Origin of the sequence: Aromatoleum toluclasticum ATCC 700605, assembly GCF_000378245.1 — a bacterium.
Taxonomy (GTDB): Bacteria; Pseudomonadota; Gammaproteobacteria; order Burkholderiales; family Rhodocyclaceae; genus Aromatoleum; species Aromatoleum toluclasticum.
Genome location: NZ_KB899494.1, coordinates 285,743 through 311,299 on the forward strand (window position 1 = coordinate 285,743; position 25,557 = coordinate 311,299).

At 62.4% G+C, this 25,557-nt stretch carries 26 protein-coding genes; 4 read left to right on the forward strand and 22 right to left on the reverse strand.

Translation table 11 applies throughout. The features are described from left to right. Both F464_RS0108925 and F464_RS0108930 read right to left on the reverse strand, forming a co-directional pair. Positions 1-1,425 carry a sigma-54-dependent transcriptional regulator gene (locus tag F464_RS0108925; RefSeq protein ID WP_018989455.1) on the reverse strand — a complete coding sequence of 475 codons (1,425 nt, stop codon included), beginning with the start codon at positions 1,423-1,425 and terminating at the stop codon, positions 1-3. A 39-nt stretch (positions 1,426-1,464) separates the two neighbouring features. After that, positions 1,465-3,015 (reverse strand): sensor histidine kinase, encoded by a 1,551-nt coding sequence (locus tag F464_RS0108930; protein ID WP_018989456.1) that lies wholly within the window; start codon positions 3,013-3,015, stop codon positions 1,465-1,467. Positions 3,016-3,276: 261 nt separating this feature from the next. Between F464_RS0108930 and F464_RS0108935 the strand changes: the two genes are divergently transcribed. From F464_RS0108935 to F464_RS0108950, 4 genes are all read left to right on the forward strand, one after another. Beyond that, the gene (locus F464_RS0108935) at positions 3,277-3,804 is read left to right on the forward strand and encodes a tetratricopeptide repeat protein (protein WP_228215143.1); all 528 of its coding nucleotides are present in this window, start codon (positions 3,277-3,279) and stop codon (positions 3,802-3,804) included. Between the two features lie 92 nt (positions 3,805-3,896). Next, on the forward strand, positions 3,897-4,772 hold the full coding sequence (locus F464_RS0108940) for a hypothetical protein (protein WP_157353620.1): 876 nt from the start codon (positions 3,897-3,899) through the stop codon (positions 4,770-4,772). Positions 4,773-4,787: 15 nt separating this feature from the next. Then, entirely contained in the window at positions 4,788-5,567 is a 780-nt protein-coding gene (locus F464_RS0108945; protein ID WP_018989459.1) for a type IV pili methyl-accepting chemotaxis transducer N-terminal domain-containing protein, read from the forward strand. Between the two features lie 34 nt (positions 5,568-5,601). Further along, entirely contained in the window at positions 5,602-7,023 is a 1,422-nt protein-coding gene (locus F464_RS0108950; RefSeq protein ID WP_040394776.1) for a multicopper oxidase family protein, read from the forward strand. Between the two features lie 31 nt (positions 7,024-7,054). Here F464_RS0108950 and F464_RS0108955 read toward each other — a convergent pair whose 3' ends face one another. The 20 genes from F464_RS0108955 to F464_RS30270 all read right to left on the reverse strand — a co-directional run bounded on the left by F464_RS0108955 (position 7,055) and on the right by F464_RS30270 (position 25,464). Beyond that, positions 7,055-7,489, reverse strand: coding sequence for a TlpA family protein disulfide reductase (locus tag F464_RS0108955; protein WP_018989461.1), 435 nt, complete (start codon positions 7,487-7,489; stop codon positions 7,055-7,057). A gap of 136 nt (positions 7,490-7,625) precedes the next feature. Beyond that, positions 7,626-7,832: a heme exporter protein CcmD gene (gene ccmD / locus F464_RS0108960; protein WP_018989462.1), complete on the reverse strand. Its 207-nt coding sequence runs from the start codon at positions 7,830-7,832 to the stop codon at positions 7,626-7,628. Next, positions 7,829-8,602 (reverse strand): cytochrome c biogenesis protein CcsA, encoded by a 774-nt coding sequence (ccsA, locus tag F464_RS0108965; RefSeq protein WP_018989463.1) that lies wholly within the window; start codon positions 8,600-8,602, stop codon positions 7,829-7,831. Before ccsA ends, ccmD begins: the two co-directional genes overlap by 4 nt. Positions 8,603-8,828: 226 nt before the next feature. Beyond that, positions 8,829-9,851 carry a hypothetical protein gene (locus tag F464_RS0108970; protein WP_232428853.1) on the reverse strand — a complete coding sequence of 341 codons (1,023 nt, stop codon included), beginning with the start codon at positions 9,849-9,851 and terminating at the stop codon, positions 8,829-8,831. Beyond that, positions 9,803-10,462: a c(7)-type cytochrome triheme domain-containing protein gene (locus F464_RS0108975; protein ID WP_018989465.1), complete on the reverse strand. Its 660-nt coding sequence runs from the start codon at positions 10,460-10,462 to the stop codon at positions 9,803-9,805. Before F464_RS0108975 ends, F464_RS0108970 begins: the two co-directional genes overlap by 49 nt. Further along, positions 10,459-10,890, reverse strand: a complete 432-nt coding sequence (locus tag F464_RS0108980) for a c(7)-type cytochrome triheme domain-containing protein (RefSeq protein ID WP_040394715.1) — start codon at positions 10,888-10,890, stop codon at positions 10,459-10,461. The genes F464_RS0108975 and F464_RS0108980 overlap by 4 nt, the downstream gene beginning before the upstream one ends. Before the next feature lie 370 nt (positions 10,891-11,260). After that, the gene (locus F464_RS0108985; RefSeq protein ID WP_332309969.1) at positions 11,261-11,935 is read right to left on the reverse strand and encodes a tetratricopeptide repeat protein; all 675 of its coding nucleotides are present in this window, start codon (positions 11,933-11,935) and stop codon (positions 11,261-11,263) included. Beyond that, entirely contained in the window at positions 11,830-13,146 is a 1,317-nt protein-coding gene (locus F464_RS0108990; protein WP_018989468.1) for a hypothetical protein, read from the reverse strand. Before F464_RS0108990 ends, F464_RS0108985 begins: the two co-directional genes overlap by 106 nt. Next, positions 13,146-13,958 (reverse strand): cytochrome c biogenesis protein, encoded by an 813-nt coding sequence (locus F464_RS0108995; protein WP_018989469.1) that lies wholly within the window; start codon positions 13,956-13,958, stop codon positions 13,146-13,148. The genes F464_RS0108990 and F464_RS0108995 overlap by 1 nt, the downstream gene beginning before the upstream one ends. A 1-nt stretch (position 13,959) precedes the next feature. Next, entirely contained in the window at positions 13,960-14,922 is a 963-nt protein-coding gene (locus F464_RS0109000; protein ID WP_018989470.1) for a cytochrome c biogenesis protein ResB, read from the reverse strand. Positions 14,923-15,035: 113 nt separating this feature from the next. Continuing rightward, positions 15,036-16,127, reverse strand: a complete 1,092-nt coding sequence (locus F464_RS0109005) for a 6-bladed beta-propeller (protein ID WP_228215138.1) — start codon at positions 16,125-16,127, stop codon at positions 15,036-15,038. Further along, positions 16,124-17,074 (reverse strand): NHL repeat-containing protein, encoded by a 951-nt coding sequence (locus F464_RS0109010; RefSeq protein WP_018989472.1) that lies wholly within the window; start codon positions 17,072-17,074, stop codon positions 16,124-16,126. The genes F464_RS0109005 and F464_RS0109010 overlap by 4 nt, the downstream gene beginning before the upstream one ends. Positions 17,075-17,081: 7 nt before the next feature. After that, complete coding sequence (locus F464_RS0109015) at positions 17,082-17,480, reverse strand: c(7)-type cytochrome triheme domain-containing protein (RefSeq protein WP_018989473.1); 399 nt, start codon at positions 17,478-17,480, stop codon at positions 17,082-17,084. Further along, the gene (locus tag F464_RS0109020; RefSeq protein ID WP_018989474.1) at positions 17,477-18,136 is read right to left on the reverse strand and encodes a c(7)-type cytochrome triheme domain-containing protein; all 660 of its coding nucleotides are present in this window, start codon (positions 18,134-18,136) and stop codon (positions 17,477-17,479) included. The genes F464_RS0109015 and F464_RS0109020 overlap by 4 nt, the downstream gene beginning before the upstream one ends. Before the next feature lie 108 nt (positions 18,137-18,244). Then, the gene (locus tag F464_RS31550) at positions 18,245-20,581 is read right to left on the reverse strand and encodes a TonB-dependent receptor (RefSeq protein WP_232428855.1); all 2,337 of its coding nucleotides are present in this window, start codon (positions 20,579-20,581) and stop codon (positions 18,245-18,247) included. Positions 20,582-20,717: 136 nt separating this feature from the next. Next, a complete protein-coding gene (locus tag F464_RS0109030; protein ID WP_084600446.1) occupies positions 20,718-21,785 on the reverse strand; it encodes a peptidylprolyl isomerase in 1,068 nt (355 codons plus the stop codon). A 178-nt stretch (positions 21,786-21,963) separates the two neighbouring features. Continuing rightward, on the reverse strand, positions 21,964-22,779 hold the full coding sequence (locus F464_RS0109035; protein ID WP_018989476.1) for a cytochrome c3 family protein: 816 nt from the start codon (positions 22,777-22,779) through the stop codon (positions 21,964-21,966). A gap of 308 nt (positions 22,780-23,087) precedes the next feature. Continuing rightward, a complete protein-coding gene (locus tag F464_RS0109040) occupies positions 23,088-24,239 on the reverse strand; it encodes a 6-bladed beta-propeller (protein ID WP_018989477.1) in 1,152 nt (383 codons plus the stop codon). Positions 24,240-24,323: 84 nt separating this feature from the next. Next, on the reverse strand, positions 24,324-25,073 hold the full coding sequence (locus F464_RS0109045) for a cytochrome c3 family protein (RefSeq protein WP_228215350.1): 750 nt from the start codon (positions 25,071-25,073) through the stop codon (positions 24,324-24,326). A gap of 88 nt (positions 25,074-25,161) precedes the next feature. Further along, positions 25,162-25,464: a c-type cytochrome gene (locus tag F464_RS30270; RefSeq protein WP_084600451.1), complete on the reverse strand. Its 303-nt coding sequence runs from the start codon at positions 25,462-25,464 to the stop codon at positions 25,162-25,164. Positions 25,465-25,557 lie beyond the last annotated feature (93 nt).

Genomic DNA, 25,557 nt, shown 5'->3' on the forward strand with positions numbered 1-25,557 from the left:
CTAGAATCCTTGTTCGAAGTTGGGGTCGCGTGTGGAGGGAGGATTGCCGGAATCGCTCCTGTGAATGCCGAACGCTTCGAATTCGTCGAGTTTCCGGTACAGGCTCGACAGGCCGATCCCCAGCTTCTGGGCTGCCGTGCGCCTGTCTCCGCCCGTCTCATCGAGCATCCGGTGAATCACGCTCGCCTCGAACTCGCGCAATTGATCGCGCAAGCTCCGCTGGGAAGCAATGGATGTGCCATGAGCCTGGATGCGGGAGCCGGTGCGGGCGATCTCGGGTGGCAGGTCGTCCAGGGTGATGCAACTGTCCTCGGCAAGTATGCACGCGCGGTTGATGACGTTTTCCATCTGGCGCACGTTGCCGGGCCATGGGTAGCCCACAAGGAGCCGTTCGACGTCGTCCGAGACCGTCATGCACGATGCCGCGTTGCGCTGATCGCGCGCGCGGTCGAGAATGAAGCGGATGAGACTGCGGATGTCTTCCTTGCGCTCGCGTAGCGGCGGTATGTGGATGTGGAACATGCTGAGGCGGAAAAACAGGTCCTCGCGGAAAGTGCCCTCCTTGACCATCTGGCTGAGGTCGCGGTTGGTCGCGGCAACGATCCGGCAGTCGACACGGCGCGACTGTTCACTGCCGACTGCACGAATTTCCTTTTCCTCGATGGCATGCAGGAGCTTGGTCTGCATCAGCATCGGTAGTTCGCCGACTTCGTCGAGGAACAGGGTGCCGAGGTCCGCCTGCAGGAACAGGCCCTTGCGGGCCTTGTCCGCGCCCGTGAACGCGCCTTTGGTGTGGCCGAAGAACTCGGCCTCCATGAGCGTTTCGGGAATCGCGCTGCAGTTGACCGGCAGGAACAGATGCTCGCTGCGCCGGCTCTGGTCGTGGATCAGGCGTGCAAGCACGCCCTTGCCGGTGCCGGATTCGCCGGTGATCAGTACGGTGCTGTCCGTGGGGGCCACCTTCCCCGCGAGGCGCTCAACCGCAGCCATCGACGGTGAGGTAAAACGGAACTTGTCGGAGTCCACCTTGGCGAATTTGCGCAGGACGCGGTTTTCCTCGCGCAGCCCGCGCAGGGCGGCAATCTGCTGCACCCGGTGCAGCATTTCCTCGACGTTGAACGGCTTGGTGACATAGTCCGAGGCGCCCAGGCGCAGCGCTTCGACCGCCGACTCCATCGAGGCGAACGCCGTGACCATGATGAAGTTGGTTTCGACGCCGGACTCCTTGATCGATCGCATGAGATCGACTCCGTTGCCGTCCGGCATCTTGATGTCGCAAAGCGCGAGGTCGACGTCTCCGCGGACCAGTTTCGATGCGGCTTCAGTACAGTTGCGCGCCTCGTCGACGGAGTAGCCTGCCTGCCGGCAGGCGTCCGCGAGAATTTCCCGGACTGCGCGTTCGTCGTCGATGACCAGTATGTGCATCGAATTCCCTTGTGGTGTGGATGCTGCCCAGTTCAGTTGTCAGGCTACCCGTTCCGGCGGGCGCAGGGGCAGGCGTATGCGTGCCGTCGCGCCCTTGCCGGGTTCGGATTCAAGCGTCAGGGTGCCTCCTGCGTCCTCGATCAGCTCGCGGCTGAGGGCGAGTCCGAGGCCGGTTCCCTTGCCGGCCGGCTTTGTCGTGAAGTATTCGTCGAACACCCTCCCGAGCGTGCCGGCGTCGATGCCGGCGCCGTTGTCCACGATCTCGACCAGCGCATCGTGCTCGAACGCCTGAGTACGCACGAGAATCCGGGCGGGATGTTCGGCAGGCATTTCCTCGAGGGCGTCGGCGGCGTTGAACAGGAGATTCATCAGGACCTGCGTCAGGTGATCGCCGATTGCCCGTATGGCCGGCATTTCACTGTCGAGTTCGGTCGTCATGGCGATGCGCCGGAAGCGCCGGTCGTAGCTGACGAACGCGCAGGTATTGCTCACGAGTTCGTTCAGGCTCAGCAGTTCCGGGCGCTGGGGCTGCGGTCGCGTGAAGTCGGCGATCTGCCGCGTGATTGCAGAAATGCGCTTCGCCTGTTCGAGGATCAGTCCGGGATGGCACGACACGCCATGATTGGGGCACTGTCGGGACTGCTGCACCTGGTTCATCGCGCTTGCGACCCCCGTGATCGCCGCAATGGGATTGTTGATCTCGTGTGCGAGTTGCGCCGCGAGCGAGCCGACGGCCACCATCTTCTCGCGATGGAACTGTTCGAGCCGCGCGCGTTCGATGTGGCGTTCACGTTCGCGCAGATCCTGCTGCATACGGTTGACCGCGTGCATCAGCGTTCCCAGTTCGTCATTGCGTGTAACGGGCAGGGCCGCATCGCGATTCCCATTCACGATTCCGTGTGCATGTGCCTCGAGTTTGCGGATGTCCCACGTCAGACGGCTGAAGAATATGGCGGTAACCGCGCCCAGCAGGATCAATCCGATCACGAGCATGGCCAAGCTGCTCAGTGTAATTCGATCGTAATTTTCCCGGTACTGGTCGAGGAGCTTCAGCCGGTGCGCATGCGCATTCTTTGTAACGCCGTCGAGTTCGATGATCAATTCGTTCAGGGTTGCGCGCGCAACCCCCAGGGTGCTGAGCGTCGGCGACTGCGCCAGGTCGCGCACCAGCGCGTGCAGCTTCCCGGCAAGCATCAGCACCGTCGGGTGGCGGTCCTGTATCGCTTCGAGCAGGGACAGGCTGGCTTCGACCTCGATCATCGAACGGATTGCCGACGTCGCCAGGTCGTCGTCCGAGAAGGACATGTTCACGGCGAACAGCGTGCGCGCCATGGAGGTGTTGATCTCGAGGAGCTGTGCTTCGGTACGATGGGCTATCTCGAGCTCGTCGACCACGCGCAGGAGGCCTTGGCGCTGCGTTTCGGTGGTTACGCCGATCAGCAGCGAGTACGCGACCATGAGGATGAAGGCGATGATGCCCTTTGCCCTGAGCGACAGCGAGCGCGGCTGCCGCCCGAGGTGATCCTGCGGTCGTGTGTCGTCGTCGGGCATCTCGAAGAGACCGTCGGCGGTGCTGAAGGTCGTGTTCATCTCATTTCTCAGGGCGCGTACCGCTTCCGTCGGAACTGTCGGGCTACACTAGACGCGCACGCACGCATTTTCTCAGATGGCGCGCTTGCCCGCACGATGGCGCCACGCGGGGGAGAAAAAGATAAGAACACAGTACCGGCGATACGTTCGCAATCACGTGGGACGGTACGGTTATTGCGTGCGGGTTCGGCAATACGCCGGGAGTGTTTGCTGTCGCTGCTCCCGGACACAGAACTGACTTGATAGGGAGAGGGTTTTTTCATGTTGCGTCGTCTTTCCTTTTGCATGTTGTTGCTGACCGGAGCCGTGCATGCCGCCCCCATCGACGATGCGCTTCGCCAATACGATGGCGGCCAGTACGAGGTTGCCGCCAAACAGTTCGCACCACTCGCCGAGGGCGGGAATGCCGTAGCCCAGGAAAGACTCGCGATCATGTACTTCTACGGACGCGGCGTGCCGGAGGACGAGGACAAGGCGTTGCAGTGGGCTCGACGCAGCGCGGATCAGGGCAATCTCGATGCAATGTACTTCATCGGCAATATGTACGTGTTCGGTGACAGGCTCCCCAAGTCCGTGCAGGATCCCGACCAGGAGGCGGCGCGCTGGTATTTCGAAGCCGCACGCAAGGGGCATGCCGAAGCGGAGTACGGTCTGGGACTGCTGTTCCTGGCAGGCAAGGGTGTCGTTCAGGACCAGGAGGAGGCGATGCGCTGGATTCGCTCGGCAGCCGACCATGGTCACGCCGGCGCGCGGTCCTTCCTCGGCGGACCGACGGGGGCGGGGCACTGAGCGTGCCCCAGGCAACGCACATCGCGAGTGGTGTCGGTATCTGAAGCAGCCGCGCTCCGATTGGTTTCATCGCGCATGAACCGGAGAAGTCGATGAGATTGCGCTGGATGACGGGTGTCGTTGCCGCAGTGTTTGCCGTGACGGTGGCGGCGCAGGCGCCAGCCGACGGAAGTGATCAGAAGCGGCGCCTGATCGAGCAGAAGATTCGTCTGGTCGAGACGCTGATCAACTCTCCGGCGGCCAGAGGCGCGGCGGAGGGGCGCGAGGCGGAATCCCGGTCGCTCATCGAACAGGGTAAGCGCGCAATCGACGACGCTCGCAAGGCACTTGCCGACGCGCGTTTCGATGAGGCCGCAAAGCTGGCGGACGACGCCTTGCGGTCCGTGTCGAGCGCATCGCGCCGGATGTCACCCGGCGACGGGGCCCTGCCCGAGAGTGCGCAGCGCAAGAACCTGCAGGATCTCGACGACCAGGTCGGGATGTACAGGAGCTCGATCGAGGAGTTGTCCAGGGATCCCCAGAAAGGCGCCGCGGCCAAGGCATTGCTCGGGCGCGTCGATGGCCTGGCGGCCGAATCGAGGCAACTTGCCGAGGCGGGGCGCGTCGGCGAGGCCGGCAAGAAGATGGCCGAAGCCTACAAGCTTGCCGTCGAGGAATTGTCGCGTCTGCGGGCCGGCCAGGAGGTTTTGCTGTCGCTGAAGTTCGACACGCCTGCGGACGAGTACGCATACGAGAAGAAACGCTTTGCGAGCAACGAGATCATGGTCGACATGATGGTTGCGGAAGGGCGGGCTGCCGGCGACAAGCGGCGTCTGGTCGAAGGCTTCGTAGAGGAAGGGCGCAGGCTCGGCGCACACGCCGACGAGCAGGCTAAGGCAGGTCAGCACGCGGAGGGGGTCAAGCTCATGGAGCAGGCCTCCGCCCAGCTGATTCGAGCCTTGCAGTCGATGGGCGTACCGGTGTTCTGACGCGAGGAGCGCTCAATGATGCGGAAGCTGTTCGTTCTCCTCTGGGCAATGATGGCGACCGTGGCCGCGCACGCCGCTGCGCAGCCGGGCGTATCCCCCGGCGACATCAATGCCGCAGGCGAACTCCGGATGCTGTCGCAACGTCTGGCCAGGTCCTATGTGCAGCTGGGCCTCGAGGTGGTCCCCGCCGCTGCGCTGGAGCAGTTGCAGGATTCGATCGTGCGCTTCGAACGAAATCTCGAGCGCATGCAAGTGCTTGCGGCCGGCGTGCCACCGGCGGGGCCGTCGATCGAGCGCCTGAGAGGGGACTGGGCGGCGCTGCGCGCCGCGGTCGCCGAACCCGCCGACAGGACGCGCGCGCTGCTCGCGTCACGACGCAGCCTCGATGTTCTCGAAAGCGCGGACCGGCTGGTCGTTACGCTGGAAGCCGCGGCCAATGGCGTCGGTGCACGCAGGATCAATCAGGCGGGAAGCCTGCGCATGCTCTCGCAGCGTGTCGTGAAGGCCTACATGCTGTACTCGTGGGGCGCCGATACGGCGGCAAGCCGCCGCGAGATGGAGTCCGCAGCCGACGAGTTCGGGCGCGGCCTGACTACCCTCGCGGCCTTGCCGGGCAACACCGCGGACATGCGTACCGAGCTCGCGGAAATCGCGCTGCAATGGGAGTGGTTGCGCACCGCATTGTCGGTCGAGGGGGCTGGGTCCTATCGCCTGATTGCTGCGGAAGCCGCAGACTCCATACTCGCGGCGACGGATCGTCTCGTTCGCCTGTATGAGCGCCCGGAATCGCGCTGACCCGCACCTGATCAACTCGTTCGAGGGGGAGACGATGGGTATTTCGCGCCGCCAATTCATCACGTCAGCCGCATCGTCGCTCGGCCTGATCGCACTTTCTCCCCGGCTTGGCAATGCCGCCGCTCAACGGGCCGCGATGTTGCGTGCGGCGCCGGTCGAACAGTCGATTCGCGCGGGGGCGCCGCGCACTAATTTCTGGGGCTTCAATGGAAGCGTTCCGGGGCCGTTGCTGCGGTATCGCAAGGGCGAATCGGTCCGCCTGAGCTTCCAGAACGCACTGGACACGGAGTCCGCAGTGCATTGGCACGGGGTTCGTGTACCGAACGCCATGGATGGCGTTCCCTACGTCACCCAGAATCCGGTGAAGCCGGGCGAGGAATTCGTCTACGAGTTTCCGCTGCCGGATTCAGGCACCTTCTGGTACCACCCGCATCAATCGAGTTTCGAACAGGTGCCGCGCGGACTCTATGGTGCCCTGATCGTCGAGGAGGAGCGGCCGATCGAGGTCGACCGCGAACTCGTCTGGCTGCTGTCGGACGTGCGGATCGGCGACGATGGACTGCAGATCGAGGACTTCGGCCGCATCCTGGACATCGCCAACGACGGGCGGATCGGCAACGAGGTCCTGCTCAACGGCAGCGCGGCCGGTGCAGGAAACGTCCTCGAGGTCAGAAGCGGCGAGCGCCTTCGCCTGCGGCTGATCAATGCGGCAGCAGCGAGGATCTTCCAGCTCGAATTGCACGGCCACGCGATGAACGTGATCGCCCACGACGGTCAGGCCGTCGAACCGCATGTGGTCGAACGCCTGGTCCTTGGGCCGGGAATGAGGGCGGATCTGGTCGTCGATTGCATGCAGACCCCTGGAAGCCGCTTCCTCATGAACGACACCCATCGCCGCAGCGCGGGACCGATCGCATCGCTGGTCTACGTCGATGCGCGCCCGCTGCGCCGCAAGCCGTTGGGAGCCCCGATGCGGCTGGCACCCAATCGCCTGGTGGAACCGGACCTGGCGAAGGCGACCGAGCACTACATCATGTTCCAGGGTGGAATGCGGGGTGCCCCGACTATGGGCATCGTCGACGGCAAGCCGGTCCGTTCGCATGAACTGATGGAGCGGCATGGTCTGGCGTGGACGATGAATTACACGGCCCAGCATGAACATGCGCTGACGCACGAGCCGTTCCTGCACCTTCGGCGGGGCGAGCATGTCGTTCTGCGCATGATCAACGAGACCGACTTCATTCACCCCATGCATCTGCACGGTCATTTCTTCCGCGTCCTTGCCGTCGATGGTCGCAAGGAGGCCCGGCCGGTCTGGCGCGATACGGTCATCATGGGCCCCCGCCAGACCGTCGACGTCGCGTTCGTGGCCGACAATCCGGGCGACTGGATGTACCACTGCCATATTCTCGATCATGCCGCGGGCGGCATGATGGGGACAATTCGCGTCGTGTAAGGCACGGGTGGCGGCCCGTGCAGCGCGCCGGCTAGGGCTTGGTTGGCGTCTTCGCAGCAAAGCGGCCGCGCACTTCGCGTACCGTCGCGGGATCGGCCCAGTCCCGCTGTCCGAGATGACTGCCCAGGATGCGCCCGTCTGCTCCGACATACAGCGTCTGGGGGAGCGCAATGACCCCCAGTGCGGCCATGGCCTGGCTCGGTGAGTTTGCGATGCTCACCGGCAGGGTGATCCCGTACTTGAGTACGAATTCGCGCACGAGGTTGTGATCGCTATCGACGGACAGCGCGAGCACGCGAATGCCCTCGGGTGCGAGGAGCGCTTCGAGCCGCTGCAGCGAGGGCATTTCGGTGCGGCAGGGGGCGCACCACGTCGCCCACAGATTAAGCACGGCCGGACGGCCGTCGAGCCAATCCTGGCTACGAATTGCACCACCTTCGAGACCGGTGAGTTGCAGCGCCGGCATTGATGCGGGTGTCTCCGCGGCTCTTGTCGGTGCCGCATGCGGAGTCAGGAGGGCAATGACGGCAAAGGTCGCGAAGATGCGGCGGGTGAGTGTGCGCCGCGTGGCTGCGACGGCGCTAAGCGGTGACGATCGGTGATCAGAATCTCGAGTCATCATTTCGCGGCTTCCTCTCCATTCTTGCAATTTTGGCATAGCGGCCAAGATGCTCGAGGATGGAACGGCGCGTCAATGCAAGGACGGCAATTTCCGTGAAGATGACAACGATCGCAACGAGGTAGGCGCTCCAGACGTAGAGGCCGTCGCCGCCCATCGCCCAGAATTCGCTCCAGCTGCCCCAGTTCATGGTCGGGCACCGAAGTTTTGTATGACCCACTCGCTGTTGCGTTCGCGCTTGAGTATGACGTTGCGCAGGCGGGCGAGCGTTGCCGCAACGGCGTAGGCGAGCAGGCCCAGGCTCATCAGCAGTATTCCTGTGCCGATCACCGGAGTTCCCGGGGCCGACAGGCCTTGCGGTGCCGCGCCATACATGCCGCTCCAGCGAAAGACGGCGAAGTAGAGCAGGGGCAATCCGAACGCTCCGATCAGGGCCAGGAGTCCGCTGGCGCGGTCCGCGCGGCGTGTGTCGTCTATGCCTTCCTGCAGGGCAACGTAGCCGAGGAAGAGGAAAAGCACCAGCAGCTCGGCGGTCAGGCGCGCCTCCCACACCCACCACGCACCCCAGATCGGTTTGCCCCAGAGGGACCCGGTCCATAGTGCCAGAAACGCAAACAGCGCCCCTGTCGGCGCGAGGGCCGAAGCGATCATCGACAGAAAGCGCTGTCGTCGCACAAGACCGTAGCCCGCCGTGCCCGCGGTAATGAAGTAGATCGCGACGGACAGCCAGAGGGACGGGGTATGTATGAACGCGATTCGGTAGTGCTCGTGCTGGTGCGGATCCGTCTGGGCGACGACGAGACCGACGAACAGGCCAATCGAGCAGAGCACCGCAGCCGCGCAGGCGAACCACGGGCACAGCCGCCCTGCATGAACGTAGCCGCGCTGCGGGGTCGCTGCCGACCACGCGGCCAAGGGCGGCGATTCGTCCGAGCTGAGGGTGGTGCTGAGTGCGGGCATCTTGTCGTGCGTTTTCGATGGCGGGGTCGTGAGATTGATCTAGCAATCGGCATGCCGACCCGCAATCGCTCGAAATCCGGGGTGGACGTCCAGGCCGCTGCGTTTCGGGGAGCGCAATCGAGACTTCGGGATGACGGTCTTCCTGATTTCAGGAATTCGTCCTCGCGGGTGCGGATCAGGGTTGTGCCGTCTCTCCATGCATGATCGAGCGCGGCACGCAAACGGCTCAGCCGGGAATGTAGATACCGGCGCTGCGGATCGCCTTGACCAGTTCGCTGGTCGATTGTTCGAGCAGTTTGATCCCTGCCTCGAAATCCTTGCGCGATGCGGCCGCTTCGGCTTCGCCGCGGAGCGAGCCTGCGTTCGTGAGGAATTCCGTGACGCGCGGGCTCATCGGGGCCCCGGCGAGTTTTTCCTCGAGCAATACCTTGACGAGCATCTTGTGCGTCTCGTTGCGGTCGATCTCGTAGTGATATTCCTCTTCCTTCGATGCGAAGTTCAAGGAACGTACCAGCGTGTCGCCGGAGCGCATCGAACTGACCGATGCCTTGGCAAGGAGGTATGCCTGTTCGAGAATCGTCCGGCCGCTCGCATATTGGCCGGCTGCTGCCTTGCGTTCTGCGTCGGCGATGAGCGCCTCGACCTGCCGGCTGCTTTCCTGCGATTCCTTGTTACCCTTTTCCGACGCAATTCGCTGCTGCGCGGAGAGCAGGGCGCGGACACTTTCGAGCTTGTTCTTGTAGTCCGTTTCGACTTTCTTTCCGTTGACGCTTTCCGGTGCGGCAAGCCGTGCCGCTTCGAACATGGTCTTGCTCGCAGTGGAAAGCAGGCTGGAAGCCTTTGCGAGATCGCCTGCATCGAAGGCGGCCTTTGCTTGCGTGTATTGTTCCTTGGCCGCCTTGCGCTTCTCGATGGCAGGCGCTTCGCCGCTCGACTCGATCTGGCGTGCTGCAGTGGATTTTTCGATCAAGGTTCCAACCGACTCGAAACGGCGCTCGAGCTGGGCTCGGTCGGGCTCGTTGGACTGGAGGCGGGTCGATGCGCTGCCCGGCGGTACGGGCTCGGTCTGCGCCATCGTCGCGCCGCCCGAGGCAAGCGTCAGTGCCAGTGCAAGCGCAGCATGCCCAAGAGTCCCACTACGGTAGTTCGGTTTCATCACTGTGGACTCCTGGGCATGGATGTTGTTGGCTGCGAAACGACTTACTGACCCGTGCGGGCGACCGGGCCGTCCTTCTTCTTCGAGTGGCACAGGCGGCACTCGGACACCGGGAAGGCAACCTTGCCGTGGCACACGCCGCATTTCTGCCCGAGAAGGATGGCCGCCATGCTGATTTGGTTGGCGCCTTTCTGCGGGACGAAGATTGCGGGGTGGCAGTTGGAGCAGTCAAGCCACTCGGTGTGCTGCTTGTGCGGATAGACGACGTCCGGCATCGATCCCTTGACTTCGCGGACGATGTTCAAATCCATCACGATCGGTACCGCGTTTGTATCCACACGGTCCCAGCGCGGGTTGATCGCGCGATCTTCGAGGGCCTTGACCCAATTGACGCGGTTTCCGGCGTTGCTGCGGGGAAGCGTTTCGAAGGCGGACAGCGGCGGCATCAGCGCTGCAGTGCCTTCGCTGCCGGGGTCGTGGATGCCGTCCTGCATCGGAGGCAGGTTGCGTTGATTGGCCGGCTTGAGCAGGCGGTTGAAACGGTTGACGTCAGTTGCCGGCGCGGTTGTGGCCGGAGCGGCCGCCGGGGCTGCGGCGGAGGGGGCCGCGGGCTTGCTCTTGGCGTCTTGGGCGATGACGGGTGCCGAGCCGAACAGGGTGGCGGCGAACACGGTCAGGAGAAGGGTTGGAATACGGCGGGTCATTTCTTGCTACCTCCTTGCCCGACGGGAACTGCCAGTTTCTGGATGGTGCTTTCGTGCACTTGCGTGGGGGTGTTCGGTTTGCCGGAATGGCACAGATCGCAGTTCTCGACGGACCAGGCGACTTCGCCGTTGTGGCAGGCGCCACAGAACTGGCCGTCAATGATCTTCAGCATCGTGATCTCGTTGCCGCCGGCCTTGAACTGGAAGCCGAGGTCCGCGTGGCAGACCTTGCAGCGGAAGCGGATCCGGTGGAACCAGTGCGGAAAGATCGCCGGCCGCATGCCGGCCGCGTCGGCATAGTTGTTGATGACGATGTCGCCGTACTCGGCGCGGCTGTCGGACGGGGTCCACAGCGTGATGGCCACTACGGCAAACAGCAGCGCAGTGAGCCCACGACGGACTCTTGTTACCCACGGGACCTGCTTCATAGTTCAACCCTCTTCATAACGTGATCCGTTCCTGCCAGCCAAATTGCACGAGTTACGGTCGACTGACAACCAAACGAGTGTAATCGTCCCCTTCGCTGCTCCGGACTCGTGGAGCGTCGGAAGTTCATGCTTCCGCACCGTGGTCACCCGCCTCTCGATCCTTGCTTCCCTGCCGGCGTTGCCGCGGTACGTCGGACCGGTCCTGCATGCAAAATTCGGGCCCGAGTGCTATTACCATTGGCTTATCGGCAAGAAAAGCGGCTGGCTGAAGGGAGCTGCCATTCCGGCTTCGAAAATGTAACCGATTGTATCGTTTGCGGGAATGGATTCCTGGATTCGGGAAATGGCGGGCAAGTCGCGTCGATGCAGGCTATGGCTTGCCGGTGGGCGTTGCACGTGACGCTTGCTTGTCCGCGCCATCGTGCTGAGGCTCCGAGCGCCATTCCCACAGGGCCGATTCCGCTCGCGGACGGAATGGATCGTCCATCGGTGCGAGGTGGAGGTAGGTTTGCATTGCACCCATCGCGCCGGGGCGGTCACCGAGCTCTTCGAGGGTTTGCGCGAGACCGTAGTACGCGTTGACCTGATTGCGCCGCAGTTCGATTGCCGATTCGAAAAAATCGCGAGCCTGTTTCCATTGCTCGAGTCCGATCAGCGCGAACCCCATATTCACGTGCGCCTCGGGAAGCCTCGGGGCCAGGGTCAGAACCTGATGAAACGCCGTGAGTGCGTAGTCATACTGACGCATCTGAAGCATTGCGACGCCCTGCTCGAATCGCAACCGAACTTCGTTCTGCGTTGCATCGGTGGCGGAGGGCAGGCGAGGCTTCGCCCTGAATATGTCCGCGTATGCAAGGCGTGTCTGGGGGAGTCCATGGGGTGGGTCGGGTTTCCAGGCCAGCAGAGCCCCGAGGCCCACGGTCGCGAGCACCGTGACGGCTATCGCACGGCGGCGAACATCGCGGCGGCTGCGGGGGCGTTGGGCGGGGCGGTCGGGGTTGTGTGTGTTCTGCATAATCCGAGAATTCGAGGTACGGCGACGCATGCAAAGTATCCGACGCCCGCTATCGTGATCGCGCCGCCGGTCCCCGTCAGGGCGGCGGCGAGGATTGCGGCCGGATCTGCCCCCTCTCCGCTGAACGCGACCTTGCGGGGGGCGCCGAGAATCCCGCTCCAGGCGAGGCCGCAGATCAGTGTAGTGATCCCGAAGGCATATACCGAGAGCGGTCGGGTGCTGGGAGGGGGGAAATGTTCGGCGTCCGCGGCTGGCGATATGCGGGCGAGAACGGCCGCCATCTGGGCGAGCGTGAACGCGCCGATTGTACCGTGATAATGGGCGGGCACCATGGTTGTCTGGCTGTCGATTGCGGTACCCGCAAGAATGCCGATGCTATATAGCCCAAGTGATGCGATAAAACTGTCTGCGCGGCGGACCTCCTTGCGCGAGAGCAGAAGAAGACCGAAGGCCAGTGCCGCCGGCCAGTTGGCCCATCTCATGACATTCGTATGAGTGGAATGGAGCGTGCCGTGATCCAGGCCGGCAAGCAGAAGCGCCGGTGCGATGGTTGCGGGCAGCGATGCGGCGGCGAAAAGGGGAATGGCGAGTCGCGACGAGACGCTCGTCATTCCGGTGCGCTCCGCCAGACGGAGCCACATTGCCATCATGAGGGTGACAAAGCCGAATTGGAGTATGTGGCCGGCGCCCCAGAGGGCATCGACAAGCCCCATCCGCTGGTGCAGGGCAAGTGCGAGATAGACCGTCCCCATACAGAATGGCCAGCGCGCGATCGCAAAACCCCATTCAGCGGCGTCGCGGGGGCGAGCCAGGGATATTCCGCCCGTACCGAGTCCCGCGGTGACAAAGATTGCGAGGGATCCGAGAAATACCGGGTGGTCTACATAGGGGAAGTAGTTTGCGAGGACGGGATTTCCCGGGGCGAACAGGCCTGCAGCGACGATCCCGATGGCCCCGGCTGCGCCAGTGACAAGAAGGCCTTGTGCCGTACGGTGTCGACTCGACGGCAGGGTCTCGGTCCACATCGCTCCGGCCATCGCGAAGTACCAGAGCAAGGTGGCGAGATTGACGTGTACGACGAGGGCGCGCGGGAAGCTGTCCGGCGGCACCAGAGATGTGAGGACCGGCGTGCGGGCGAGTACGAGCGCAGTGGCCGCGACGGCGGAAAGCCCCAGGAATGACGCGGCGAGCAGCAGCCAGCGATGTGATACGCCGGGGGGAGTGTCGAACCTCTTTGCCATCATACGGCTCCCTGATGAGGGGTTGCCGATATGAACGGCACGCCGAAGAAGGTCAGGAAGGCGGTGACGAATACGGCAAGAATCAGGCCGGCGTGCATGGGGGGCGTCAGCCGGTATGCCAGTCGGGCGTGGATCGTAAACGCCACGGTGAGCCAGGTGATGAATGCCCAGGTTTCGAGAGGGTCCCAGGCCCAGTAACGACCCCAGGCGTCCTGCGCCCAGATGGCGCCGGCGATGAGCATCAGTGTGTGGAATATCAGCCCGATCGCCATGCAGCGGAAGGCAAGTTCGTCAAGTTGGGGATTGGGTGGCAACTGCTGCAATCGCGTGATTCCGATGCCGGCTTGCCGCATCAGGATCACGCAGGACAAGCCGACCGCGACCAGAACCGCTCCAAGGAACACCTTGCCCAAACCAATATGGATAAAGAGCCAGGGGGTGTTGTAGGTCGGAGGGTAGTGCCCCTCGCCGGGGTGGGTGACCATCAGCCAGCCGAGCATGATGAACATCAGTGGCAATACGATCGCTGCAGTTGCGCGAATCCGCGGGATGCGCCAGTAGGCGAAGGTGTAGGCGCACATCAGGCTCCAGATATTCGAGCAAAGTATCTCGAACATCGTGATGAACGGTCCGTGCCCGAGACGCTCCCAGCGCAGGCCCATGGATACGGTCTGCAGTGCGAGTCCTGTCAGCGTCAGCCCGAGGACCGCGCGTTCCGGCCGTTTACCGAGCACGACACCGATGACGGCGATGATGCCGGCTAGCACGTATGCGGCTACTGCGGTCCAGAGGATCTGAAGTTCTCGTTCCACGTCATGCGTCCCACGGTTTTACTGCGAATTTTTGCCAAAAATGTACGCCCAGACTGGCGATGGCCACAATGCAGGCGGCGAGCAGCCATGGCAGGGTCCAGTCGTAGAACACCCGATACCCCATCCAGCTGCGCAGACCGTCGAATTCGAGGCGACCGTCCGGCAGCTCGATCGAGTCGCCCGGCTGCATCTCATGACGCGTGCTGCCGATTCGTACGATCAATTTGTATCGTTCGGGCAGGCGGAAACTGCTATGGCGCTCGGGATCGAGTACGGTCTCATCGAAGTCGAGCATCACCCACACGGGAACGCTGCTGTCAGGAGGTGTCCATTCAGCTGCCTGGCTGTACTGATTGCCGGGATATGGAGGCAACTGTACCGATCCGTACATCGCCTCTCCGGCCTTCGGCAGCCAGCGGAACGTGGGAGCGAAGCCCTTGTTGAAGGTCGTGTAGAAACGGTAGTTTTCCAGTATCAATGGATCCTGGTCGCCGATCTCCGCTTCGTGCCAGTGTCCCTGCATGTCGGCCCATGCGACATGGTTACGCGTGGCTCCCCGTTGCAGTCCAGGGGCATAATCGATTGTAAATCCCTTATTGACGAAGCTGACCTTTGACAATTCTCCTGTATGCCATGGACCTCGTTCGGAGGCCGCAAGAACGCCGTCGAAGGCTGTGCCAACCGTAACGCCGGCGTGCCCGTTCAGATACGTCAGGCGGCCTGCTGCGACAAGCAACAGCAGAACGATCAGGCTGAGGTGAAAGACCAGCAGCGCGATCTGACGCCTGAATACGCCATTGGTTGCAACGGCAGCCAGCAGGTTGAGGGCGAGCAGCAACAGGGGCGCGACCAACGGCCACGTGCGTGCGCCCTCCCGAAGATAGGCGAAGGCTGTGCCCGCTCCGAGAAGTGCAATCAGCCACAGCGTGAGACGCAGCGATGCCAGCGTGCGCAGAAATTTCACCGGATAGAGTCCGGATCGAGTCTCCCCGTCGTCACACTTGGTGCGGCGAGGAGACTGTCCCCGCGAGTCCCATGCTGACGTCAGGTTTCCGCGTTCCCTTGCGCCGTCGCCAATCATTCCGAGTCGCCCTTGGCTCCGCCAAGGTATTGAAAAATCGTTACGCGGCCGTTGAACGTGTCGGCAACGAACACCCGGTTGAAGGCATCGACCCATACTCCGGACGGCAGGTAGAAATTGCCCGTACCTTGGCCGACGCCCCCGATCGGCATCAGGAAGTCACCGGTTTCGTTAAATACAAGCAAATTGTCGTAATAGGATTCCACCACGTAAATGTTGCTTTCGCTGTCGACCCCGACGCCCTTGGGGCGGACCAGGTTGCCGTAGTACAGGCCACGTTTTCCCAGGATCTGCGGGGCTGAATCGTCTGCCAGCGGCAGTATTTGCACGCGGCTGTTCATGGTGTCGGTAACGTAAAGTTTTCCACCCCCAATAGCGAGGTGTGTCGGGAAGTTGAACTCGCCCGGTGCCTCCCCCCGTTCGCCGATCACCCGTTCAAGGCGACCGTCGGTGCCGAAAACCTTGATGTCGTGGGCGTAAGTGTCGGCGACGTAAAGCAGTCCGGTGGTCGGGTCGCGCGCCAGTCCCGTCGGCCGTTGCAGAACCCCAGCCCCGATCGGCGGCAACGGGTTACCTTGTGCGTCAAGGTGCGCTACGAGTTGCAGTTCCGCATCTGCAACCCAGACGCCTCCGCCGTCGGCAAGTGCTACGCCGATAGGCGCGACAAAGCGGCGAGCCTCGACCGCGTGATCCCAGACCTTCAGTTCTCCTGCGGGCTTGTCGAAGACGAAAACGGCTGCACGACTTACATCGGTGACAAAAATCCGCTCTTGCGCGTCCGCGACAACGGCTTGCGGCCGTTGGAGCACGTTGGGCTTTTCCTCGTCGAAAAGACCGACCGCCCACGCAAGAAATCCGACGAATCCGGTCGCAGCGTCTTCGCGCACGAAGTTTTCTTCGCCGGTTAGCTGGCCCGCGAACTGATAACGAGGGATCTCCGGTTCGGCGGGCCACATGAGCCGCTTGCCTTCCGGGGCGTCGAGCAGGCCGTAGTGGAGGCGCGCCGGTATGGCCTGCGTGGCACAGCCGCTCAGTGCGACCGAGAGCGTCAGCAATAACCAGCAGAAAGGGGAGAGACTGGGCTTCAAGGCGTTCTCCGTTGTGGCGGAATAATCGCAAAGACACCGATCCGGCCCGCAGGGCCGTCGGAAATATACGCGCGAAAGGCGTCGATAGAGATCGCCGTGATTTCTATCAATCCCAGATGTCGCGGCTCGAACGACGCAAGTGCTTGTCCGTCGGCGAAGACTTTCAATCGGTTGTCGCCGCGGTCGACAACCCACGTGCGCCCATGTGCGTCGATCGCCATGTCGGCGGGGGATATCAGAGTACCTTCACCATAACGGGCGATGATCGCGCCTTCGCGGTCGAAATCGATGATGCAGCGGCACCGTGGATCGATTCCGGAAACCCGTTCGCGACTGGCGGCCAGCAATGTCGCGCCCGGGAATTCGCCGGCAAAGCCGTCGCCACGACCGACCAGTGGTTCGCTCATCCTTCCCGACGGATGGAATGCAAAAACACCGCCTGCTGCGTCGGATATCCAGACGCGATTGAGGGTCGGTTCGATGACGAGATCTGCAGGCTGGAGGACGTCATACTTGGCGGCAAAGCTTGCGATGCGACGGCCGTCGCGCGTCAGTCGGACGATTTCGCCCCGATCCGGGCGCAGCACGTACACACTCCCGTCCGGTCCCGCCTTCAGGCGTGTCCCGGGCAGAGGGGAAATCTCGCCCAAGGGAGTCACCGCCTGAGTGACCGTGTCGACGCGCAGCAGGAGACGTTGTGCGCTGTCCGCCACGTAGAGGTCCGGTCCGTTTGCGGTGAGCGCAGACGGGTGGACCAGTTTGATGTAGGGGCCGTGGGGCGGCTGACCGTGTACCGGACTTACAGGGGCGGAGAAGCCACCTGCGATGACTCCTTGCGGCGCGATCAGCTCGTTTACCCCAGCGTGCGGAATGTCACCGGAGTCGGGTTGCGCGTGTCCCCCGAGTGCCACCGATATCAGGATTCCGCCGATTATCTTTTTCCACATGATTGGGTCACCAGCGGCCGGGGCCGAGGGTTTCATGTCCGCCGAAAATCCCTGGAGGCAGGCCCGCCTTGCCGGAATGACACAGGTCGCAATTTTCGACAGACCATGCGGTTTCTCCGTCATGACACGCGCCGCAAAAGCGGCCGTCGATGATGTCAGTCATCTTGATCTGGTTTGCTCCCGCGCGCATTTTGAAGCCCAGTTCGGCATGGCAGACCTTGCAGCGGAAACGTATGCGATGAAACCAGTGCGGAAAGATGACAGGCCGCATCCCGGCAGCTTCAGCCACTCTGTTCAAGACGACGTCGGCATATTCTGCGAGCGCTGGCGGCGCGGCGAAAATCACGAACATCTCAAGCAATATCGCGGCCATGACCAGTACGAGGGGGTGCCTCTGCCGGGTCATTTGCCTTTTCCCTCCTTTTTGGGACTCGGTGCGCGTTCGTTCGTGGGCGCAGGGGGCGAGAGGGGCGCGGCGGAAGGCAGCGCCTTGGCGGCCTCCTCCCGCTCCAGTTCTGCCATGGCGTCGGTGCGCTTCACGCTGTGGCAGCGTGCGCATTCAGTCAACGGAAATGCGACCGCGCCATGACACACCCCGCATTGCTCGCCTTGAAGTATCAGAAACATGCTTATCTTGGATGCGCCGCGCTGTTTCTTGAACAAGTGATCGTGGCAGTTGCTGCAGTCGAGCCACTCGTTATGGATGCTATGCGGGAAGCGCACAACCGGCATCCCGCCATTGAGATTCAACAGAACATCCTTGTCGTACTTCTCGCTGACGAGCGGCTGACGGAGGCTCGCGCGCGGGTTGATCTGACCTTCCTTCAAGGCGCGTACCCAGCGCACCTGGTTCCCGGCAGTGTCGGGCGATAGCGGGGTCAGCGCATCGGCCGGCTGTTGCAGGACCTTGACTGCCGGGCCGTTGGGATCGCGAAGGCCGTCCTTGGCGATCGGCGCCCAGATCCGCTCGTCAGCCGGGGATGGCCGTGCGACGACAAGCATCAGGACGAGCAGGCATTTCGCGAAACGCGTGAAGGGGACGCAGGGCAAGCGAACGAACATGATGGCGGTGCACCGGTTCAAGCGGAACGGTCCGGAAGGTTATCGGATTTAGTCGGTCCGCAGTACCGAAGGTTTCATCTGCCGGTTTCACTCGGCGGTCAAGCGTCATCAGAAGGAGCCGAACTCGCGGCTGACCCGGAAGAACAAGAGCTGATTGCGCCGCCCTTCGATCTCGGCGATCCGGTACTGAAGCTCGGTATCGAGGCGACCGATCCGGTAAAGCAGGCGTTGGTCGAGATCAAGTGTCGCGCGGTTTTGCTCCCTCGCGGCATCGGCATTGCCGAAGCGGCGGGAATCGTCGCGGGCGGTGTTGGCGCGGAAATCGAGCCGATAGCGAAGCCCACGGATGCCCATGACACGCCGGTGGCCATATCCAAGCCCCCCGCCCAGGCTTGTGTTGCCGCTGCGCGTCGACGTATCCACTAGTACCGGGCGGCCGAATTCGTCGCTGACAACGACCACCTCATTGCGGTCGGACGACTGTCGTGACATCTGCCAGGTCAGGTTCGAGTTAAGCTCGGAATAGGCGTTGATGCGCCAGTTTCCCGTCAGCTGGACGTTCAACATCTGAAACGATGAAGTGGTTTCACCGGTAGTTCGGTTGTCGGAGGCGCTGACGCTCAGATAGCCCGACAGTGCCTCGCCGGCATTCGCCTGCAGGCTGACGCTGGCTCCATGGGTCAGCGTGGTTGCGTCCGAGCTTCCGAGCCCGGTCGCCCTCGACTTCGTAATCGACTGATTCAGGCTGCTGTACACGGTCGTCTGTTCGGGGAGCTGCCAGCTTCTCGTCAACGTGTGCCCGAGCGAGCCGTTGATCGTACGGACGGAATCCCCGTCGCCGGTGGTGGCGTTCGAAGCCGAGAGCGAAGAGAACCAGACGTAGTCGAAATTGCCGAATCGCAGCGAGTCCCCGCTATAGCTTGCCCCGATCGATTCGTTCGAGTTCATCTGGTTGTTGGTGTCGAAAGTCACCCCTGCAGAGCCGAACAGACTCAAGTTGCGGCTGGCCTGGTAGCTAAGGCTTGCCGCGCCTCCCATTGTGCGATTGTCGAAGGTGGCATTTTCAAACGCACTGTTCGTCTGGAAATATCGGACGTTCGCCGAACCCCGCCACTTGGATTCACTTGGCGTCCAGTTGGCATAGCTGAAAATCTGCGTGCTCTGCGTCTTCGCAGTCAGGGACGCGCCGTCCGTCCCCAAGTCGAACTGTTGACCAGTAAAGTTTGCATTGGTATTGAACTGGAGTTCGTCGCTGAATGTGTAGCTGTGCCCGCCCCCGAGGAAGAAACTCTTGGTCGTCTGGTCGGCGGAGTGATTCGTCGAGAAATCGCCCGCGACGTTGAAGGACTGCCGGTCCAGTGTGTTCGAGAAATTGCCATACACCCGATCGACGGTGTCGGAGCCGAAGTCACCAGTGATCGCGCTGCGATCGTAGCCGCCAGATGCAGACCATTGTCCGACCTGCGGACGGTAGTTCTGGCGCAGTGCGAGGCGGCTCTGTTTGACGTTCGTATTCGAAAAGCTGCCGTCGCTGCGACTGTCGGCGAGTGACAGCGATGCCGAAAACGGGAATCGGCTCTGCGGAAAGACATTCACTGATCCGGAACCGTTAACAGACGTCCCGATCAGGTTGTTCGAAGCCGCGTCCCCCGTATCCTGCGAGCGCACGGTGGTCAGTGCGAAGTCGCCGGATACCAGCGCGATGTACGGTTTCCAGATATAGGAGCTTGCCCGCAATCGCGCTTCGTAGACCTGGCTGGTCGAATTGGTCGAATTGTCCGACCAATAGCTTCGCAAGCCGGTGGAAAGCGCTCCGCCCCAGCGAATCGGGGCGAGTCCCCAGCCAAGATTGCGTGATGCGGCGCTGGCGGGGGGCGGGGCTGTTTTCGTCGTCCCCGGCAGGGTCGGGAGCAGATCGGTATCCAGTTCGTCGGCGGGAAGGAACTCGTCGCTGCCGACGACCTTGGCGTCGGCAGTTCCCTGTCTTGGGGGCGGGACGTTCTCTTCAGCGATCGTGGGTAGGGCCGGGGAACCTGCCGCCGCCAGCTTCATCTTCCGCGTAGCATCTGTGGTCCGGTCGAGGGTGTTGCTTCTTTCGATTGATATTCTGCGCGGCGGAAGGGCTGCCGACTCCTTGCCGGAAAGTCGCTCTTCGGGTCGCGGTCCCGCCGGAGGGAGCGATGAAGGAGCCGTGTCGGTGACCGGGAGCGAAGGCTCGGCGGGCAAAGGAGGAAGGACGGGAGCGTTGGGCGGAAGTTGAAAGTTCCACGCCAGTGTCAGCGGAGCCGGGTCATGACTTGCCTGTTCCGTGTCGGCCTGGGGGCTTGGCGATGCGGTCGCGGCCGGTTCGTCGTCGCGCTGCAGGCTTGCGAGGATGGTCGTCAAGCGCAGTCGCGGTTGAGCGGGCGATTCCGCTGATGCGGCTTGTCCGCCAATTGCGGGCATGGCCGTCACTCCAAGCAGAATCCCTCCGCACAACGGCGGAATCCCTCGGCGGCAAACGTCAAGGAGGTAGCGTGCCGCGTGGTCAGCGGTGACCGCTTTCGAGGCAGCTCCGATGTCCGACATTCGATGTTAGGTGTTACTTCGTTCCCGTCGACGTCTTCTTGCCAAGTGCCGCGTAGCGTTGCGTATTCAGCTCGATCTTTGCTTTCTTGCGGAGTTGTTCACGCAGGTTACGCCACGCATCGTCGCCCAGGTCGCGAGTGAGCAGATCTGTCGCGCGCGGCTTGACGGTCTCGAAGTCATGGTGCTTCGGCGGTTGCAAGGCGTCGTAACGGAACAGCGCGATTCCCTGGAGCACGCGTGTCGGCGGGGAGAGATCACCGGGTTTCATGGCGTCGAGTTTCTCCTGAATGCCTTCGGGTAGCATGCCTTTGTGCATGTAGCCCAGATCGCCGCCGTTGGCGGCCGATTCATGAGCGGAGCGGTCGCGTGCCAGTTGGGCGAAATCCGCCCCCCCTTCGGTGAGCTTCAAGCGCAGGGATCCGGCCGCGGTTTCGGCCTCATCCCATGCCTTGGTCGGGGACGACGGATCGACCGGCAGCAGAATGAGGGAAATGCGCATCTTTTCCGGTTCGGTGAATTTCTCCGGATGAGCCTTGTAGTATGCAAACACCTTGTCCTGCGAGGGGGGGGGGACGTTGCGCGCTGTCGCCTCGATGGTGGCAAGCATGTCGTCCTCTTCAAGGCGTTGGCGCAGTGGGGGCAGTATCTGGGTGCGTTCCTGCTGCCAGCGTGCGCTCGATGCGTAACGTTTCTCGTAGTTGGTGATCTTCTCGTCAACCACTTTTGCGTCGGGCTTCATGCCCCGTCGTTTGATTTCCTCGACCAGCAGGATGCGGTCGATCATGTTGGTGGCGACATCGCGCACCAACTGCTCGATCTCCCCTTCCGGGGGGGTGCCGTGATAGAACTTCTGCCGGATCGCTTCGCGGACGGCCGTGTCGAACTCCGCCGAGTTGATCACCTTGCCATTGACAATGGCGGCGAACGGGGGCGACACGTGCGGGTCGGCCGCTCTTTGTGAGCTTGTTGCCGTTGCCGGAGTCTTGACCGCGTCAGACTTTGCATTATCGCCGGCATGGGCGCCGAGGGAAACGAGCGTACAGGCGAGAGCGCCGGTAAGGGTGCGAGCAAAAGTTTTCATGACGGATTCTAATCTTGCCGGTCTGATTGCGTCGATCCCGGGTTGCATCGATATTTGACACGATTCGCCCGAGTCCGACAAAAAAGAAAGGTCAGGCGACGACGTCACCTGACCTTTTTCTGACCGCGACGGTGTCGTAGCGCTAGGGCGCGAGCGACCCCGTGCGCGGCCTTTGCCCTTACTTGGTGTGGCAAGCCAGGCAGATCTGGCTGCCGGCCGTCGTCACACGCATGAAGCTGATGTTGTCGGAGCCCTTCGTCTCGACGTGGGGATCGTGGCAGGACGCGCACTCGACCGACGGGCCCTTGACCGAGCCACCGGAGAAGTCACGGGTGTAGAGGATGATGTCGGACTTCGAGCGGGTGTTGTCCACCGTGCTTGTGTCGATCCAGAACACCTGTGCGCTGTTGATCGTCTTCGTCTTCAGACGAGTCGCAGCGCCTGCGAAGTCGCTGTCGCGGCAGGAACCATTCACGGTCGTGCCGGTGCCGGTGATGCCGCCGCCGCAGTACTGGATGCCGATCGGGTGGTCGTTACGGAGGTTCTGGCCGAGGTTCGCGATCGCATTGCCGCTCGCACCGATGATTTCGCCGCCGGCGGTCCAGACGTAGGCCTGGTTGGCGCCACCCGACGTGTAGCCGCCGCTGCCCGGGGCGTTGACCAGGTTGTCCATCGCCTGGGTGCCGTCGTGGCACGACAGACAGGCGGCCGAGACGGAGCCGACGCCGAGCACTTCGCCGTCGATCGTCGACGAGTTGGCCGTCGAATAGGTCGTGTAGCCGGTGGCGGCGGGCAGGCCCTTGTTCCACAGCGGAGCCTCGACGCCGGTGTTTGCAGCGTGCGGCGTGTGGCAGAAGACGCAGATCTGCTCGGTGCTGCTTTGCTTGTTCGGGCCCGTGCCGGTCGTGGTCAGGTTGTGTTTTGTGGCGGAAATACCCGCAGACGCGGCGCTGGCGACGAGCGCGAGCGACGCGAGAGCGAGTGTCTGCTTCATGATTTTTTTCATGGTAACCCCCGATGGATGGTTGTACGGTTTGCGAGTCAAGCGGGAGGCTACCTGAGACCCCGGCGGCCGCCTGTGATGACCGTCAAAACTGAAATTCAATCCTGCAGGCTATCTAAGCAGATTCCGGTCCACATTTAGTGCGTTGTTGAATAACGCATTGTAAATAAGAGAAAAAATATGATTTGACCGGAGTCAGGATGTGTCGGAAGGCACGCGTACGACCCGCGGGTTGGCCTCTCTCGTGCTGAAAATCGAGAAGTGACAGCGGAATATTCCTGAACTCGGGAATCGGGTGGTCAGGGCTTCGGTGCGGTCGCGCGATTGACCAGGAATCCCTGGTCAGCGGGGAGGTTGTAGGGCCGGAATACGTCGATCTTCGAGAACCACTGGTCGACGAAGAAAACCCGTCCGTCCTCGTCCACTGCGATGCCGGAGGGGAGGATGTACTGGGCGGGTCCGCCCTGCTCGGAGCGGTTGCCGATGAACATCAGCAGCTCCCCCTCGGGATCGAAGATCTGAAAATTGCCGAATGCGGCGTCCGCAACGTAGACGTTGCCGTCCCGGTCTGTCGCGATTTCCTTGGGGCGAGCGAAATTGCCCAGTTGGCGGCCCACCGCGCCGAAGCTGCTGTGGAACGTTCCGTCCTCGTCGAAGATCTGTACGCGGAAATTGCCACCGTCTACGACATAGAGTCGGCCATCCTTGCCGATGGCCATGTCGCGCGGGAGGTTGAACTCGCCCGGACCCGAGCCGCGCTTGCCGATGTCGCGGATATGGCGGCCGGTCGCGGTGTCGAAAACGCGGATGCGGTGGTTCTCGGACTTCACTCCGCCGATGTCCACCACGTAGATCCGCTGGCCGGACGGATCTACTGTCACGCTGGAAATGCGATCGAAGAGGTCGCTGCCGCCGATCTTGCGGAGGAATTTTCCGTCGCGGTTGTAAATGAAGATCATCTTGTGCGTCGAGTCGGCGACGTAGAGGCGTCCGGCGCGGTCGACGTCCAGGCCTAGCGGCTTGGCAAGCTGGCCGGGTTCCTCTTCCCCGATCGTAAAGTACTTGCCGGCAGGGATGTCGAAGACCTTGACCTTCAGTTCTGCGGTATCGGATACGAAGACGCGTCCGCGATGCACCGCTACGGCGTACGGTTTGGACATGAAGTGTCCGGTGCGCTGCGCGCCGGTGACAATCCGTCGGAACGCATCGTCGCTGGTGTCGTTTTCGACGTCAGCGGAACTGGTGATCGTGCGCTCGTATACGAAACGCGGTTCGTCGGGGGGCGGGGGAAAGACGAGAGCGCGTTTTTTCGGCTGGCTGGTGGTGGTGTCGCCAATCTGGGCGCAGCCGCCGAACATCATGGCACTGCTGGCAGCGACCATACAGGCGAGGAGAAGCGCGCGCCCGCGCGGCGCGCGAGCGGTATTACTGCTGCGTTTGAACAGATTCATGGGATGGCCGGAAAGAGTGGAGGGTGTCGACAATGGTAAGGTGTGACGGAAAGTCGGTAGCAGCTTCCGTGCGAGGAGGCGCTGCTACTTGATGTGGCAGGTCAGGCAAAGTTCGCTCGGGTTGTTTTCCGCTCGCAGGAACAACGGACGAACCGTGTGAGGGTCGTGACAGCTCGCGCATTCAACAAAGGGAATTTCCATCTGATCCTCGGCGTCGATGCGTACGTAGAGCGGCACGTCGAGGCGTCCGCGCTGAACCGAGGAGGTGTCCTTCGATACCCACCAAACGGGACGTTTGTCGATGATGCCGCGCGTGGCCTGGCGGAAGCCGTCGTCGAATTTAAGCTGTTTTGCGGTATTGATGAGTTTGCCTGCTCGTTGCAGGTCCTCGCGGATTTTCTTGCGCTGTTCGGGCGTCAGGGCGCCTCGATATGGCACGGCGAAAGGGTGGTCTATGCTGCCCCCGGCGACGCCGAATGCCTGCGACGAGTCGTGGCACGACAGGCAGGCGATGGACTGGGAGCCGACCGCCTCGTTGCCTTCCGTGCCTATGCGGCCGATGTCATCGAACATCAGGAAGGTGCTGTCCTTCGGTACGGAGCTTTGCCACTTCGGCTGGGCAGCATCGTCCTGGTTCGTGTCGCTCGGGGTATGGCAGAAGACGCAGATCTGGCGGGGGTCGACGTTCCGGCTGGAGTCGTACTGGATCAGGTTGTGCTTGCTGTTCCGCATGTCGATCCGCTGCGCCTGCACAGCGGGGGCGCCGAAAAGAGCGCTGACGATCAGCAGTGCGCTTAGTGCGGTAAAGAGGCGGCAGGAGGCGATGGGGCGCACGGTTGGCAATTGTCGCTCTTTACGTTGTCGTCCGCTTTTCCAAACGGTGGAACCTCGTTCTCAAGTTCGGGATCCGGTTCGGGCATCCCTAGCGGGACTGAGAAACCATGTATTCGACAGCGGCGCGAACCTGACTGTCGGCGAGGCCCGGATTGCCGCCTTTGGGCGGCATACCGCCCTTTCCGCGGAGAGCCGACTGTTGCAGGGCCTCGAGTCCCGCCGGAAGGCGAGGAGCCCAAGCGTTACGGTCGCCGAGAATCGGAGCTCCAGCCACCCCGGTTGCATGACAGGCGCGGCAAATTTGAGTATAAACCGCCTTGCCGTCGGTAGCCGATACCTCGGTTGCCAGGATAAGGAATGCCAGGCCGACCGGTGCAAGAATGTGTTTCATTTTGGTCCCGTCGATCAATCGCGAAGCCGGCCCGAGGCGGTAAGCATGGTTGGATCGGTAACCGAAGCAACCGACATGCCAGTATTGTGCATC

Excerpts from the sequence above, each read along its gene's own strand:
- F464_RS0108925 (WP_018989455.1), bottom strand. The coding sequence starts at position 1,425 with ATGCACATACTGGTCATCGACGACGAACGCGCAGTCCGGGAAATTCTC.
- F464_RS0108930 (WP_018989456.1), bottom strand. The coding sequence starts at position 3,015 with ATGAACACGACCTTCAGCACCGCCGACGGTCTCTTCGAGATGCCCGAC.
- F464_RS0108935 (WP_228215143.1), top strand. The coding sequence starts at position 3,277 with ATGTTGCGTCGTCTTTCCTTTTGCATGTTGTTGCTGACCGGAGCCGTG.
- F464_RS0108940 (WP_157353620.1), top strand. The coding sequence starts at position 3,897 with ATGAGATTGCGCTGGATGACGGGTGTCGTTGCCGCAGTGTTTGCCGTG.
- F464_RS0108945 (WP_018989459.1), top strand. The coding sequence starts at position 4,788 with ATGATGCGGAAGCTGTTCGTTCTCCTCTGGGCAATGATGGCGACCGTG.
- F464_RS0108950 (WP_040394776.1), top strand. The coding sequence starts at position 5,602 with ATGGGTATTTCGCGCCGCCAATTCATCACGTCAGCCGCATCGTCGCTC.
- F464_RS0108955 (WP_018989461.1), bottom strand. The coding sequence starts at position 7,489 with ATGCCGGCGCTGCAACTCACCGGTCTCGAAGGTGGTGCAATTCGTAGC.
- ccmD (WP_018989462.1), bottom strand. The coding sequence starts at position 7,832 with ATGAACTGGGGCAGCTGGAGCGAATTCTGGGCGATGGGCGGCGACGGC.
- ccsA (WP_018989463.1), bottom strand. The coding sequence starts at position 8,602 with ATGCCCGCACTCAGCACCACCCTCAGCTCGGACGAATCGCCGCCCTTG.
- F464_RS0108975 (WP_018989465.1), bottom strand. The coding sequence starts at position 10,462 with ATGACCCGCCGTATTCCAACCCTTCTCCTGACCGTGTTCGCCGCCACC.
- F464_RS0108980 (WP_040394715.1), bottom strand. The coding sequence starts at position 10,890 with ATGAAGCAGGTCCCGTGGGTAACAAGAGTCCGTCGTGGGCTCACTGCG.
- F464_RS0108985 (WP_332309969.1), bottom strand. The coding sequence starts at position 11,935 with ATGCGTCGCCGTACCTCGAATTCTCGGATTATGCAGAACACACACAAC.
- F464_RS0108990 (WP_018989468.1), bottom strand. The coding sequence starts at position 13,146 with ATGGCAAAGAGGTTCGACACTCCCCCCGGCGTATCACATCGCTGGCTG.
- F464_RS0109010 (WP_018989472.1), bottom strand. The coding sequence starts at position 17,074 with ATGTGGAAAAAGATAATCGGCGGAATCCTGATATCGGTGGCACTCGGG.
- F464_RS0109015 (WP_018989473.1), bottom strand. The coding sequence starts at position 17,480 with ATGACCCGGCAGAGGCACCCCCTCGTACTGGTCATGGCCGCGATATTG.
- F464_RS0109020 (WP_018989474.1), bottom strand. The coding sequence starts at position 18,136 with ATGTTCGTTCGCTTGCCCTGCGTCCCCTTCACGCGTTTCGCGAAATGC.
- F464_RS31550 (WP_232428855.1), bottom strand. The coding sequence starts at position 20,581 with ATGCCCGCAATTGGCGGACAAGCCGCATCAGCGGAATCGCCCGCTCAA.
- F464_RS0109030 (WP_084600446.1), bottom strand. The coding sequence starts at position 21,785 with ATGAAAACTTTTGCTCGCACCCTTACCGGCGCTCTCGCCTGTACGCTC.
- F464_RS0109035 (WP_018989476.1), bottom strand. The coding sequence starts at position 22,779 with ATGAAGCAGACACTCGCTCTCGCGTCGCTCGCGCTCGTCGCCAGCGCC.
- F464_RS0109040 (WP_018989477.1), bottom strand. The coding sequence starts at position 24,239 with ATGAATCTGTTCAAACGCAGCAGTAATACCGCTCGCGCGCCGCGCGGG.
- F464_RS30270 (WP_084600451.1), bottom strand. The coding sequence starts at position 25,464 with ATGAAACACATTCTTGCACCGGTCGGCCTGGCATTCCTTATCCTGGCA.